This window comes from Mesorhizobium sp. M1004, assembly GCF_040318795.1.
In the GTDB taxonomy this organism is placed as follows: domain Bacteria; phylum Pseudomonadota; class Alphaproteobacteria; order Rhizobiales; family Rhizobiaceae; genus Mesorhizobium.
Genome location: NZ_JAMYNB010000014.1, coordinates 42,437 through 56,682, shown reverse-complemented (window position 1 = coordinate 56,682; position 14,246 = coordinate 42,437). Strand labels below are relative to the sequence as shown.

Here is a 14,246-nt window from a genome sequence, read left to right as displayed (position 1 = left end):
GACACGATGATCCGCATTCTCATCTTTCTCGCCGCCGTCTTCGCGCTCGGCCTCGGCTTTGCCTGGCTGGCCGATCGTCCCGGCGAGATGGTCGTCACCTTCAACGGTTACCAATACCAGGTCAGCCTGATGGTGGCGGCGGTGGCGATCGTTGCCGTCGTCGCCGCGGTGATGATCGTCTGGTGGCTGATCAAGTCGCTGTGGAACAGCCCGTACACGATCTCGCGCTATTTCCGCGTCCGCCGCCGCGACCGCGGCTACCAGGCGCTGTCGACCGGCATGATCGCAGCCGGCGCCGGCGATGGCGCGCTGGCCCGCAAGAAGACCAAGGAAGCCGCCAAGCTGATCCGCTCCGACCAGGAGCCGCTGATCCAGTTGCTCGAAGCGCAAGCCTCGCTGCTCGAAGGCGACCATGGGGGCGCGCGCGAAAAATTCGAAGCCATGCTCGACGACCCCGAAATGCGGCTGCTTGGCCTGCGCGGGCTCTATCTCGAAGCCGAACGGCTCGGCGACCGCAACGCCGCGCGTCACTATGCCGGGCGCGCCGCTTCCGTCGCGCCGCAACTGGCTTGGGCCGCCGAATCGACGCTGGAGGATCTGACCGGGCGCGGCGACTGGGACGGCGCGCTGAAGCTGGTGGAGGCGCAGAAGTCGACCAGGCAGATCGAACGCGACGCCGCCAATCGCCGCCGCGCTGTGCTGTTGACCGCCAAGGCGCAGGCGCTGACAGATAGCGACCCCAATGCAGCCAAGACAGCGGCACTCGAGGCAAACAAGCTCGCGCCCGATTTCGCACCGGCCGCGGTTGCAGCCGCCAATCTTCTGTTCAAACAGAACGATGTGCGCAAAGGCTCGAAGATCCTTGAGGCAGCCTGGAAGGCGGAGCCGCATCCCGAGATCGCCGAGCTCTACACCCATGCAAGGCCGGGAGATGCCGTGGTCGATCGTCTCAACCGGGCGAAGAAGCTGCAGGAGCTGAAGCGCAACAATGCCGAATCGTCGATGACGGTGGCGCGCGCCGCGCTCGATGCGCAGGATTTTTCCACCGCCCGCCGCGAGGCGGAAGCCGCGATCCGCATGGATCGCCGGGAAGGCGCTTACCTGCTGCTGGCCGATATCGAGGAGGCAGAGACCGGCGACCAGGGCAAGATCAGGCAATTGCTGTCCAAGGCGGTCAGGGCGCCGCGCGATCCGGCCTGGGTCGCCGACGGCGTCGTCTCCGAACGCTGGGCGCCGGTATCGCCGGTCAGCGGCAAGCTCGACGCTTTCGCCTGGCGCGCACCGATGGAGCGGCTGGGCCAGCTCATCGACAGCCATGAAGACGAAGCCGATGTGCCGGTGCTTGCGGCACCCGCCAAGCCGACAAAGGAAGCCGAAGTGATCGATCATCCCGCCGTTGCCAGGAGCAGCGAGGCGCCGACCGAGTCGAAGCCCGCTGTGGGCGATGAGCAGGTCACACCGGTCACTTCCGCCGCTTTCGCCGCAATACCGCCCGATGCCGAACCCGTCGAACCTGCCGAGGAACTGGCTCGGCTGCCCGACGACCCTGGCGTCGACCCCGACGACGAAGCGGAGAAGTCACCGCGCCGCTTCCGCCTGTTTTGATCCCTGAAGCATGATCCCAAAAAGTGGATAGCGGTTTTGGAAAAGATCATGCTCCAATAAAGTGAAGTGAGCACCATGTTCGAACGCGTCCTGGCCTTTCTGAAAGACCTGCCCTCCGGGGCTGGGGCTCGCGCCAATGCGGACGATCCGCGCGTTGCGGCGTCGGCTTTGCTCTATCATGTGATGAATGCCGACGGCGTGCGCCAGGATGTCGAGTGGGAGCGGTTCAAGCAGGTGCTGGCGCAGAGCTATTCGATCAGCGGCGACGAGCTCGATGCACTGGCTGCCGCCGGCGAGCGCGCCGACAATGAGGCGATCGACCTCTATGCCTTCACCAGCGTCTTGAAGCGCCATCTCGACGCCGAGGCGCGCAAGGCTTTCATCGGCCTGATGTGGGAAATCGTCTATGCCGACGGCGAACTGCATGAACTGGAGGACAACACCGTCTGGCGCGTCGCCGAGCTAATCGGCGTCGAGCGCCAGGATCGCGTCGAGGCGCGCCGCAAGGCGGCGGCCGCCGCGCCCGGCGCCAGCGGAACGTCGAGCGACGAATAGGATTCCGCCTTTCCATGCCGCCCAGACCGAGCTCGAAACCAAAAATCCTGATCGTGCTGCATCAGGAGACTTCGAGCCCCGGCCGGGTTGGCCACATGCTGCTCGAGGAAGGTTTCGACCTCGACATCCGCCGGCCGCCTCTCGGCGACAGCCTGCCGGAGACGCTGGAGGGACACGCCGGCGCCGTGGTGTTCGGCGGGCCGATGAGCGCCAATGACGAAGATGAGTTCGTCCGCCGCGAGACCAACTGGCTCAATGTTCCGCTAAAGGAGAACCGGCCCTTCCTCGGCATCTGCCTTGGCGCGCAGATGCTGGCCAATCATCTCGGCGGCAAGGTCGAGGGGCATGGCGAGGGGCTGGTCGAGATCGGCTGGTATCCGCTGAAGCCGACCGAAGCCGGCAAAAAGCTGCTGCCCTGGCCCGACATGGTTTACCAGTTTCACCGCGAAGGCTTTTCGCTGCCCAGGGATGCGACGCTGCTGGCCACGGCGGAAACCTACCCCAACCAGGCTTTTCGCTATGGCGACAATGCCTGGGGCATCCAGTTCCATGGCGAACTGACCCAGTTGATGATGCAGCGCTGGGTGGTGCGCGGCGCACACCGTTTCGAATTGCCCGGCGCGCAGCCCGGCCGCGACCATCTCGGCGGCCGGCTGATCTGGGATATGCACCTCAAGCGCTGGCTGAGCGAGTTTTTGAGCCTGATCTTCGGCAAGCCTACTGAGGGATAGAGCAAATCCAACTACTCTGAACGGCCGAGCTTGCCCAAAGACGACTTACCTCTGGGAGGCGTGTACGATGGATCCGGGACCTTAGCCCGTTCCCGCAGATTTGGATTGCGCCCCAAACACTCCGATGGATCGAAAAACTCCGTGGCGCATTTAAGCTTCGGCTAATAACGGCCCCAGGAGAGAACCAATGAAGAAGACGCTGCTCATTTTAAGCCTACTCATTCCGCTCGCGGCATGCTCCCGCACCGAACAAGGCGCTGCCGTCGGTGGTTTGGGTGGCGCAGCTGTAGGCGCAGCAGTGGCCGGCGACCCGGTAAAAGGGGCGGTTGTTGGCGGGGCGGTCGGAGCGCTGGCCGGGGCGGTCATCGGGCACGCCAGCGAAGCCGGCCAGTGCAGATATCGCGGTCGGAACGGTCGAGTTTACGTTGCTCAGTGCCCGGACGGCTACTGATCTCAAAGGCGCGTGATCTCTTTCGATCACGCGCCTGCTCGGGGTAGGATAACTGAATGGCATATAACAGCAAAAGACTGCTGGCTTTCTGGTTCGCCGTTGTCAGCGCTGTCGCGATAAACGCCGAACTTTCGACCGCGGCCTTGGCCGCACCTGTAGAAGCGAAGACGATTGCCGATCACTTCTCATCGGTAAAGTCCATGTCCGGGGACTTTGTCCAGTCGGGCCCAAGAGCGGAAAGGACCAAAGGGAAATTTTTCCTCCAGCGGCCGGGCAAGATCCGGTTCAACTATGCAGGCCAATCAGGGGTCAGCGTAATTGCAGATGGAAAATCCTTGGTGGTCTATAACAAGAAGCTCAAGACATCGCGGCTTTATGCTCTCTCGAAGACGCCGCTCAAGCTGCTCCTCGACAATCAGGTCAACTTTTCCGGCAATCGCCTCAAAAGTATCAGGGACGATGGCGCCCAGGTGATCATCAGGCTGGCCGACAAGTCGGCCTTCGGCAATTCGAATATCACTATGGTGTTTGACAGGGAATCGCTCGATCTACGCAGATGGACCCTGACTGACGAGAGGGGCCTTACCTCGACAGTCACCATATCCAACGTGAAGCAGGGCGTTCGCGCTCCTGCGGGCACCTTCACTATCAACTATGCTGCAAACCGTGAATTCAACACCAAAACGAAATAGTCGGCAGCGCCACGAACTGCCCGTGTAACACTACTCGGCGGCCGTCTCGGACGGCACCTCTGCCGGTGCCGAAGACTCGGCCTCGGCATGCGGCTTGCGCCGTGAGAACAGCGACCTGAGCGTGACGTAGAACACCGGCGTCAGGAACAGGCCGACGAAAGTGACGCCCAGCATGCCGGAGAACACCGCGGTGCCGAGCGACTGGCGCATTTCCGCGCCCGGGCCCGTCGCGATCATCAGCGGCACGACGCCGAGGATGAACGAGAAGGCGGTCATCAGGATCGGCCGCAGCCTGAGCCGGCAGGCTTCGACGGCAGCCTCGGCTGCCGACAGGCCGCGTTCCTGGGCCTGCCGCGCGAACTCGACGATCAGGATCGCGTTCTTGGCGGCAAGCCCGATCAGCACGATGAGGCCGATCTGCACGAGGATGTTGTTGTCCAGCCCTCGGAACGACACGCCGAGCAACGCTGCGAGCACGCCGAGCGGCACCACCAGCACGATGGCGAACGGCAGCACCCAGCTTTCATATTGCGCCGCCAGCGCCAGGAACACGAACAGCACCGACAGTCCGAAGATATAGACAGCGGCATTGCCGGTGTTGCGCTCCTGATAGGCGAGTTCGGTCCATTCGTAGGAGGTACCGGCCGGCAACGTCTGTGCCGTGATCGCTTCCATCTTGGCAAGCGCATCGCCGGTGGAAACACCGGGCGCGGCGTTGCCCTGCAGCGGCACGGAGACGTACATGTTGTAGCGCTGGACCAGCGCCGGGCCGGTGACGTCGCGGATCTCGATCAACGTGCCCAGCGGAACCAGCGCGCCGGTCGCCGAGCGCACCTTCAGTTTCAAGATGTCGGCGCGATCGAGGCGGAACGCCTGGTCGGCCTGCGCGCGCACCTGGTAGACGCGCCCGAAAGCGTTGAAGTCGTTGACGTAGGCGGTGCCCAGATTGATCGACAGCGTCTCGAAGATGTTGGGGATCGGCACGTTCAGGATGCGCGCCTTGTCGCGATCGATCGCCAGGAAGAATTGCGGGCTGGACGCGGAGAAGGTGGTGAACACGCCGGTCAGCCCCGCCGTCTTGTTGGCCTTGCCGGCAATTTCATAGGCAAGCGCCAGGATCTGCCGCATGTCGGCGCTGTTGCGCTCCTGGATCTGCAGCTTGAAGCCGCCGGCATTGCCGACGCCGCGGATCGGCGGCGGCGGCAGTGCGATAATGAAGGCTTCCTAGATGCTTTGCAGGCTGCCGAACAAATTGCCGATGACCTGGGTCGCGGACTGGCCGGCTTCCAGTCGCTCGTCAAACGGCTTGAACCTGGCGAAGATCACGCCCGCGTTGCTGGCATTGGTAAAGGTGGCACCGGAGAAGCCGGCGAAGGCGACCGCGTAGTCGACGCCCGGCGTTTTCTGGATGATCTGCGACGCCTGCTGGATGACGGCATCGGTCCGCGATAGCGAGGCGCCGTCCGGCAACTGGACGACGACGATCGCATAGCCCTGGTCGAGCGACGGAATGAAACCGCGCGGCACCGTCTGAACCATATAGACCGTGGCGTAGATGAGGGCCGCGAAAACGGCCAGCGTGGCGGCGATCGCTATCCGCGAGCCGACCAACACGCGCACGATGCTCGAATACCAATGGGCGACCTTGTCGAAGCCGCGATTGAAGCCGTCGGCGAGCGCCCGTCCGAACCGCGCCAGGAAAAAGCGCGGCGGCGCCGCAGCAGTGTGGTGCGGCTTGAACAGCAGCGCGGCCAAGGCCGGCGAGAGCGTCAGCGAATTGAATGCCGAGATCGCCGTCGACACCGCGATGGTGATCGCAAACTGCAGGTAGAACTGCCCGGAAATGCCGGGAATGAAGGCTGTCGGCACGAACACGGCTATCAGCACCAGCGAGATCGCGATGACCGCCGTTCCGACTTCGTCCATGGTCAGATGCGACGCCGGATTGGGCGCCAGCCCGCTGGCGATATTTCGCTCGACGTTCTCGACCACGACGATCGCATCGTCGACGACGATGCCGATGGCCAGCACGAGGCCGAACAGCGTCAGCATGTTGAGGGAGAAGCCGGCGGCGTAAAGCACCGCCAGCGTGCCGATCAGCGACACGGGGATCGCCACGATCGGCACGATCGCCATGCGCCACGATTGCAGGAAGACGATGATGACGATGATGACCAGAACCATCGCCTCGAGGATCGTCTTGTAGACCTCCTGGATCGACTCGGCGACGAACTCGGTCGGATTGTAGACGATGTCGTAGCTCAATCCCTTCGGGAAGTCCTGGGAAAGCTCCTTCATCTTGTCCTGGATCTCCGCGGCTGCGGCGAGCGCATTGGTGCCTGGCCGCTGGAAGATGGCGAGCGCCACCGCCGGTTTGCCGTTGAGATAGGAGTTGGTGACGTAATCCTTGGCGCCGAGCTCGATGCGCGCCACGTCCTGCAGCTGGATCAGGCGGCCGTCTTCGGCCGATTTGACGATCACGTATCGGAAGTCCCGTGCGTCGTTGAAGCGGCCTTGCGTGGTGACCGTGTACTGGAACGCCGTGCCGGTATTGGTCGGCGGCGCGCCGATGGAGCCGCCTGACACCTGGACGTTCTGGTCGCGCAGCGCCTGCACCACATCGCCCGAGGTCATCCCCAGGGCGGACAGTTTTTCCGGATCGAGCCAGATGCGCAGCGAATATTCGCGTTCGCCAAAGATGATGAGGTCGCCGACGCCGTCCAACCTGAGCAGTATGTCGCGCACCCGCGAGCGGGCGTAGTTCGAGACGTAGAGCTGGTCGTAGGTATTGTCGGGCGACAGCATGTGCACGACCATCATCAGGTCGGGCGAGCTCTTGATGGTGGTGATGCCGAGGCGGCGGACTTCTTCGGGCAGGCGCGGCTCGGCGACCGACACGCGGTTCTGTACCAGCACCTGCGCCTGGTCGAGATCGGTGCCTAGCTTGAAGGTGATGGTCAGCGCCATCGCCCCGTCGCCCGACGAATAGGACGACATGTAAAGCATGCCCTCGACGCCGTTGATCTCCTGCTCGATCGGCGTTGCCACCGTCGCTGCCACTGTCTCGGCGTCGGCGCCCGGGTACTGGGCGCGAACGACGATGGTCGGCGGCGCGATCTCGGGATATTGCGCGATCGGCAGCTGGGTATAGGCAATCCCGCCGAGGATCAGCAGGACGATCGAAACCACCGATGCGAAGATCGGACGGTCGACGAAGAAATGGGCGAACCTCATTGCTGCAACCCGGCGGTCTCGACCTTGGGCGGCAACGTCACCATCTCGACTTTCACCTTGGTGCCGGGCCTGGCGTGCATCAGCCCGTTGACGATGATCGTCTCGTCGCCGGTCAGGCCCGCGCGGATCACCCGGTAGCCGTCGAGAAGCGGGCCGGTGCGCACGGGCTTCGCCGACACCATCCCGGCCTCATCCACCAGGTACACGATGCGGCGATCCTGATCGGCGCCGACCGCCTCGTCGGGCACCAGGACGCCGCTATGCGGCAGCGACCCCGGCACGTTGATGCGCCCGAACATGCCTGGCTGGAGAACGCCGTCGGCGTTGGCAAACCTTGCACGCACCCGCATGGTGCCGGTCGCGTTGTCGATCCGGTTCTCGGCAAAATCGAGCTTGCCCTTGAATACCGCCTCCGCGCGGTCGGCGACGCGAACCACCACCTCGAGCCCGCCGGCGCCTTCCTGCATGCTGCCGCCGCGCTCCTTCGCGTCGCGGGCGTAGCTGAAATACAGGCGCTCATCGACGTCGAAATAGAAGTCGATCGGATCGCGCGTGACGATAGTCGTCAGCAAGGTGGAATCCGGCTGCACGAGGTTGCCGACCGACACCAGCCGGCGGTCGATGCGGCCGGACAAGGGCGCCTTGATCTCGGTGAACTCCAGGTTCAGGTTGGCCGTCGTCAGCGCAGCCGTCGCGCCTTGCATCTGCGCCTGCGCCGAAAGGTATTCCCGCCGACGGTCGTCGACCGTCGCGGCCGAGATATTGCCGGTCTTGGCGAGTTCATCGGCGCGATCCAACTGCATCTTGGAGAATTCGAGCAGGGACTTGGCGACGTCTACTTGCGACTTGGCGGCATCGTAGGCCGCCTGGTACGGACGCTGGTCGATGGTGAAGAGCAGGTCGCCCTTGTTGACCAGTGCGCCGTCCTGGAAGCTGATGTTGTCCAGATAGCCGCTGACGCGCGAACGGATGGCGACCTCGTCGACGGCTTCGAAGCGCCCGACGAACTCGTCGTCTTCGACGATTTCACGCACCACCGGCTTGGCCGCCGTCACCACCGGCAGTTGCTGGTCCTGCGCAAACGCGTTGCTGCTGAAAGCCATGCCGAGCAGGAATGCCACTGGGACGGCGGAGCGGGCCAGCCAGCCGACCGATCGGCTGGGTCGCCCGCTTGCGTCGCGATGCGATTGCCGATTCCCTGAAGTGTCCATTTGCGTCCCCGCTAGCTGGACCCGGAGGTCGGGTGGTTCTCTTCTATATTTAAGGTTTCTCGTCGAGACCAGAGCACTGCAGTATTGTGCATGGCAACATAATCATTTTCCATATGGACTGAAATGTCCACCCTGTGGCTGCCCCGCCATCTGGCTAGTTCGCCCAGAACCGGCCCATCCGCTTCCGGCCCATCTCAGCCGTCATCGGCGCAAGCTGATTTGGACCGAGCGCCGGATCCTGCGGCTTACTCGATCAGTTGCGGCTGTTGAGATGCCGCACCCTTCGCAGTTGCGGAAACAGCACCGCCCACAGTCCGGCGACGGCAATCGCACCGACGCCGCCGATCACCACCGCCGGCACGGTGCCGATCAGCGCCGCCATGGTGCCGGCGCGGAACTCGCCGACTTCGTTGGAGGCGCCGACGAAGACCTGGTTGACGGCGTTGACGCGGCCGCGCACCTCGTCGGGTGTCCACAGCTGGATCAGCGTCTCCCTGATATAGACGCTGAACATGTCGGTGGCGCCGAGGCCGGCAAGGGCCAGGATCGACAGCCAGGTGATGGTCGAGACGCCGAACAGCACGGTGAAGGCGCCGAACCCGGCGACGAAGCCGAGCATGATCTTGCCGGCATTGTCGCGCAGCGGATGCCCGGCAAGCCAGACCGCGACACAGATGGCGCCGATGCCGGGCGCCGAGCGCAGCAGGCCGAGTCCCCACGGGCCGAGTTCCAGAATATCGCGGGCATAGACCGGCAGCAGCGCCGAGGCACCGGACAGAAGCACGGCGAAGAGGTCGAGCGAGATGGCGCCCAGGACGATCTTCTCGCTCCAGATGTATCGGAAGCCGGCAAACAGCGTCTCCATCGTCGGCTTGTCGGTGGCGCTCTGCTGGGCCGGTTTCGGAATGGTGAAGATCAGCAGACCGGCCACCAGCATCAGCACGGAGGCAACGGCGTAAGCGGCTTCGGCCGAGACGCCATAGAGCAGGCCGCCGGCGACCGGGCCGACAATGGTCGCCGTTTGCCAGGCGGACGAGTTCCAGGCGATCGCATTGCCGAAATCTTCCGGCGGAACAAGGTTGGCGAACAGCGACGACGAGGCCGGCCCATAAAAAGCGCGCGCCAGGCCGAACATAGCCAGCACGATGAAGATCGGCAGCGGGCTGACGAGACCGCGCAGCGTGAAGTACAACAGGACAAGCGCACAACCTGCCTCGACTACCGTCGCCAGCGCCATGATCAGGCGGCGGCCGAAACGGTCGGCGACAACGCCGGTGACCAGCACCAGCAGCAGCGACGGCAGGAACTGGACGATGCCGACAATGCCGAGATCGAAGGGATCGCGCGTCAGATCATAGATCTGCCAGCCGACGGCGACGGACACGATCATGGTGGCGAAGGTGGTCAGGAAACGCGCCGCCCAATAGCTCAGGAAGGAGTGATGGCGGAAGGCGGCGTAACGCCGGTCAGGCGGTGTATGGGAATGGGACGTCATGGATACAGGCCCCGTTGCTTGCATTGGCCGGCGGGGCACTTCCCGGAAATGGGCGCTGTTCCGGCCAATGAAACTTATCAAAGTTCGGGGCGCGTATGCGTGAAAATCGGGCCTGGATCAAGCGGTTTTCCAGCCGCTCGCCCGATTGCACGCGGACGTTACTGCCTCAGCGCGGCGGTGATGGCGTCGAGGCCGCCCTGTAATTCCGCCTCTTTCGGCCAGCCGAAACCGACGCGGAAGAAGCGCTTGGGCATATCGAACCAGTGGCCGGGACCGACATAGGCGCCGTGGTTTTCCAAGAGATTGACGTAGAAACGGTCGAGGTCGAAGTCTGGACTGACATTGAGCCTTGGAAATCCGACGACGCCGCCTTGTGGCCGCACCCAGTCGACCAGCGGCTCGCGGTCGATCCAGGCTTGCACGATGTCGCGGCGTTTCGCCATCTCGGGCAGCAGCGCGGCCAAGAAAGCGTCGCGGCGCTCCAGCATGCCGCGCGCAATTCCTTCGTCGATCACGCTGCCGCAAATGCCGATCTGCTCCTTGGCGGCGAGGAAGCGCTCCTGCAGTTCAGCATCGCTGGTGATCAGCCAGCCAATGCGGATGCCGGGAATGCCGAAGGCTTTCGACAGCGACGAGACACTGATCGCCTTGGGGCTGAGAGAAGCCGCCGCCGGCAGGCGCTGTCCATAGGAGAGGTCGCGATAGGTCTCGTCGACCAGCAGATGGCAGCCGCTCGCTTCGGCCAGCGCAATCAGCGCGTCGAGATCGGCCCGGCCCATCATCGTGCCGGTCGGGTTGTGCGGGCAGGTGACGCTGATCAGCTTGGTGTTCGGTTGCATGCTGGCGGCGACGCGGCCGAAATCGATGGCAAAGCCTGCGTCGAAATCGAGATCGACATAGGAGATGGCGCAGCCGATCGCCTTGGGGGTCTCGATGTTGGTGGCGTAGTTCGGCCGGACGACGACAAGATGGTCGCGCTCCGACAGAAGCGAGGTCGAAATGATGAAGAGCGCGCCCGCCGCACCGGCGGTCACCAGAACATCGTCAAGCGAAATGCCTTTGTCCTGCGCCGCGATCAGCGCCCGCAACTCCTTGTCGCCGCGATGCTCGCCGTAGAACAGCGTGAGATCCGGCAGCGACAGGCCAATGTCGGAGAGTTTCTGATCGGCGATCGAGCTTTCGGAGAGATTGAACCGAATGCGATCGTAGCCGTATTCCTCCGGCGCCTCTTTCTCGATCACCATTCTGGCGTAGTTCATGGCTGCTCCCCCAAAGCAATCTCTGCGGTGTATCCAAGCCACAAAAGCACGAAGCCTGCCAAGGCTCATTCGCCGGCAGGCTTCTGTTCCAGTCGTCCAAACGATTGGCTCAGCGCCGAGGCGCTGATCCGACTCAGGCCGGAACTTTGGCCTTCCGACCCTTGGCTTTCGCCGGCGCGGCCACTGCAGCCTTGCGGCCGAGGCCGATCGACTTGGCCAGCTCGGAGCGCGACGCCGCGTAGTTGGGGGCGACCATCGGATAGTCGGCCGGCAGGCCCCATTTGGTACGATAGGCTTCCGGCGTCAGGTTGAAATGGACGCCGAGATGGCGCTTCAGCGATTTGAATTTTTTGCCGTCCTCGAGGCAGATGATGTAGTCCGGCGTCACCGACCGCTTGGGATTGACGGCCGGGATCTGCGGCGCCGCCACTGGGGCCGGCGGCTGGCTGAGCCCGCCGATCGACGCCGCAACGCTGGCGATGAGATCGCTCAGGCCGGCAACGGGCAAGCGGTTCTTCTCGACGTAAGCGGACACGATATGGGCGGTAAGCTCGAGCAGGTCGATGTCCTTGTCAGAGTCGTTGCTGTCGTCGGCCAATTTATCTCTCCGTCGCTAGGGGGGTGGCGGAAACTCCCAGAGTGGTCCCAGCGGAGCCGGAAATCCGCTCTAGTCATTTGTCTTGCCGCATATGTGCGGTTGCGCCAGATGATTCCATCCGGTGCCACCGATCTAATCGCCAAATCTGCGTAACGCAATGACTTCGTATCGCGCCACACGTCATTTTGAACAACTATACTGAATTTTAATACTATCAGACGATGAGCGCCTTGTCGCGCCATAGTCGAAAACCGCCCTCGAAAGCGCGCGTATTGTCGCCGCGCCTGGATGTGGCGGGCAATTCATCCAGTCTGTCGACATTGCCGCCGCCGATCACGACATAATCCGGCTGCAGCGCCGCACGCAGCCGCCCGACGACGTCGAAAACGTATTTGCGCCATTTCTTCTTGCCGTATTTCTCCAGGCCGCGCTCGCCGACATAATCTTCGAAACTGCCGCCCTTGCGGTACGGCAGATGCGCCAGTTCCATCGGCTGGCCGACATTGTTGAGGATCATCGCCGCGCCCAGGCCGGTGCCGAGGCCGAGGAACAGCATGCGCCCGCCATCGTAGCTGCCGATCGCCTGCAGCAGCGCGTCGTTGACGACCTTGACCGGCTTGCCGAAGGCGGCGGCAAAATCGTAGCCGTCCCAGCCCTTGCCGAGATTGGCGGGATCGAGCGAAGGCCTGTTGTGCCTGACCGGGCCGGGATAGCCCATCGAGATCACGTCATAGGGCAGCCCTTCGGCCAGCGTCTTCACCGTGGCGACCATCTGCTGCGGCGTCAGATCCGGTCCGGAATCGGCCCGGCGCATCTCGCCGCCTGCGCTGGTGAGGATTTTTACGTGCGAGCCGCCGACATCGATCGTCAGCACGATCGGTTCCGCCTTGGCCTTCGCGGGCCTGGCTGCCTTGGCCATGTCGTTTCCTCCGCTCACTTGGCGCGTTCCCCGTTTCAGGGAAACGGGGGAATGCTCCAACTCTTTGTTTTTACGCAATTCCGGACGGAAAAACCGCTCGCACTTTCCTGGAATTGCTCAAGTCGGATTGATCCAGCCGTTGGGCGGCCCGAAGCTGGCCATGGCGTCGGCAGGCCCCCAGGTCTTCGGCTCATACATATGCGGCGGCGTGGTGTCGCCCAGCACCGGGCCGACAATGCGCCAGGCAAGCTCGCTGGCATCCTGGCGGGTGAACAATTGGCCATTGCCGTTCATGGCATCGCCGATCAGCCGCTCATAGGGCGGCATGTCGCCCTTCGAATCGTCGAGCGCGGTGAGCTCGACCTGCTCGCCGACCATATCGTCGCCGGGCGCCTTGCGTTGCGCGCCGATCGAGATCGCCACCTGCGGGTCGATGCGGAAGCGCACGTAATTTGCGTCGCTGGGCTTGATCGGATCGAAGACGTCGAGCGGCGGCCGCTTCAGCCGCACGATCACTTCGGTCACATGCACCGGCATGTTCTTGCCGGTGCGGATGAAGAACGGCACGTCCTGCCAGCGCCAGGTGTCGACCATGAAGCGCACGGCAGCAAAGGTTTCGACCGGCGAGTTCGGCTTCACGCCGGGTTCAGCGAGGTAGCCGGTGAACTGGCCGCGCACGACGTCGTCCTTGGTCAGCGTGCGGATGGCGCGCAGCACCTGCACCTTCTCGTCGATCAGATCGTCGGCCGAGCGGCCGACCGGCGGTTCCATGGCGAGCAGCAAAAGGATGTTGAGCAGATGGTTCTCGATCACATCGCGGATAGCGCCGACATCGTCATAGAATTTGCCACGGCCTTCGACGCCGAAGTCCTCGGCCATGGTGATCTGTACGCTTTCGACGAAGTTGCGGTTCCAGATCGGCTCGAGAAAGGAATTGGCAAAGCGGAAATAGAGCAGGTTCTGGATCGCCTCCTTGCCGAGATAGTGGTCGATGCGGAAGATCGACTGCTCTTCGAACACCAGATGCAGCACGCGGTTCAGCCAGCGCGCCGATTGGAGATCGTGGCCGAACGGCTTTTCCACCATCAGCCGCGCGCCATGCGCGGTACCGGATTGCTCCAGCCCCTGGACAACGGTCTCGAACATGGTCGGCGGCACCGCCATATAGTGCAGCGGCCGCTGCGCCGAGCCGAGCGCCGTCTTCAGCTTCTCGAAGGTCGCGCCGTCGCGGTAGTCGCCGCTGACATAGCGCAGCAGACTGGCGAATTTGGCGAAGATCTTTTCGTCGATCTTGCCGACAGCGTTGACGATGCCGTCGCGGGCCCGCGCCTGCAATTGGTTGATGTCCCAGGCATCGAAGGCGACGCCAATCACCGGCTCGGTCAGCGTCCCCTTGGCTACCATCTGGTAGAGGGCCGGAAATATCTTCTTGTGGGCAAGGTCGCCGGTTGCTCCGAAGAGCACCAGCGTGTCGGACCGTTCCGGGCTCATCTTGC

Annotated in this window: 11 protein-coding genes and 1 pseudogene; 5 read left to right on the top strand and 7 right to left on the bottom strand. The window is 63.4% G+C overall.

Annotation, left to right across the window (positions count from 1 at the left end; genetic code table 11):
- Positions 1–6 precede the first annotated feature (6 nt).
- The 5 genes from NKH54_RS25615 to NKH54_RS25595 all read left to right on the top strand — a co-directional run bounded on the left by NKH54_RS25615 (position 7) and on the right by NKH54_RS25595 (position 4,034).
- Positions 7–1,605: a heme biosynthesis protein HemY gene (locus tag NKH54_RS25615; RefSeq protein ID WP_023828723.1), complete on the top strand. Its 1,599-nt coding sequence runs from the start codon at positions 7–9 to the stop codon at positions 1,603–1,605.
- Positions 1,606–1,680: 75 nt separating this feature from the next.
- A complete protein-coding gene (locus tag NKH54_RS25610) occupies positions 1,681–2,160 on the top strand; it encodes a tellurite resistance TerB family protein (RefSeq protein WP_023702389.1) in 480 nt (159 codons plus the stop codon).
- A 14-nt stretch (positions 2,161–2,174) separates the two neighbouring features.
- Complete coding sequence (locus NKH54_RS25605; RefSeq protein ID WP_286487908.1) at positions 2,175–2,891, top strand: glutamine amidotransferase; 717 nt, start codon at positions 2,175–2,177, stop codon at positions 2,889–2,891.
- Between the two features lie 187 nt (positions 2,892–3,078).
- Positions 3,079–3,342, top strand: coding sequence for a YMGG-like glycine zipper-containing protein (locus tag NKH54_RS25600; protein ID WP_023670477.1), 264 nt, complete (start codon positions 3,079–3,081; stop codon positions 3,340–3,342).
- A 56-nt stretch (positions 3,343–3,398) separates the two neighbouring features.
- Positions 3,399–4,034, top strand: coding sequence for a LolA family protein (locus NKH54_RS25595; RefSeq protein WP_023828722.1), 636 nt, complete (start codon positions 3,399–3,401; stop codon positions 4,032–4,034).
- A gap of 30 nt (positions 4,035–4,064) precedes the next feature.
- Here the strand turns inward: NKH54_RS25595 and NKH54_RS25590 are convergent.
- The 7 genes and pseudogenes from NKH54_RS25590 to zwf all read right to left on the bottom strand — a co-directional run bounded on the left by NKH54_RS25590 (position 4,065) and on the right by zwf (position 14,241).
- Positions 4,065–7,268 (bottom strand): annotated as a pseudogene (locus NKH54_RS25590) (efflux RND transporter permease subunit).
- A complete protein-coding gene (locus NKH54_RS25585) occupies positions 7,265–8,371 on the bottom strand; it encodes an efflux RND transporter periplasmic adaptor subunit (RefSeq protein WP_050589163.1) in 1,107 nt (368 codons plus the stop codon). The pseudogene NKH54_RS25590 and the gene NKH54_RS25585 overlap by 4 nt, the downstream one beginning before the upstream one ends.
- Positions 8,372–8,732: 361 nt before the next feature.
- A complete protein-coding gene (locus tag NKH54_RS25580) occupies positions 8,733–9,974 on the bottom strand; it encodes an MFS transporter (protein WP_352546033.1) in 1,242 nt (413 codons plus the stop codon).
- 158 nt (positions 9,975–10,132) lie between these two features.
- Positions 10,133–11,233, bottom strand: coding sequence for an aminotransferase class I/II-fold pyridoxal phosphate-dependent enzyme (locus NKH54_RS25575; RefSeq protein WP_023755618.1), 1,101 nt, complete (start codon positions 11,231–11,233; stop codon positions 10,133–10,135).
- A gap of 133 nt (positions 11,234–11,366) precedes the next feature.
- Positions 11,367–11,831, bottom strand: a complete 465-nt coding sequence (locus tag NKH54_RS25570; protein WP_023687743.1) for a Ros/MucR family transcriptional regulator — start codon at positions 11,829–11,831, stop codon at positions 11,367–11,369.
- Between the two features lie 214 nt (positions 11,832–12,045).
- Positions 12,046–12,750, bottom strand: a complete 705-nt coding sequence (locus tag NKH54_RS25565; RefSeq protein ID WP_023715876.1) for an ROK family protein — start codon at positions 12,748–12,750, stop codon at positions 12,046–12,048.
- A 117-nt stretch (positions 12,751–12,867) separates the two neighbouring features.
- Entirely contained in the window at positions 12,868–14,241 is a 1,374-nt protein-coding gene (zwf, locus tag NKH54_RS25560; RefSeq protein WP_023737960.1) for a glucose-6-phosphate dehydrogenase, read from the bottom strand.
- Positions 14,242–14,246 lie beyond the last annotated feature (5 nt).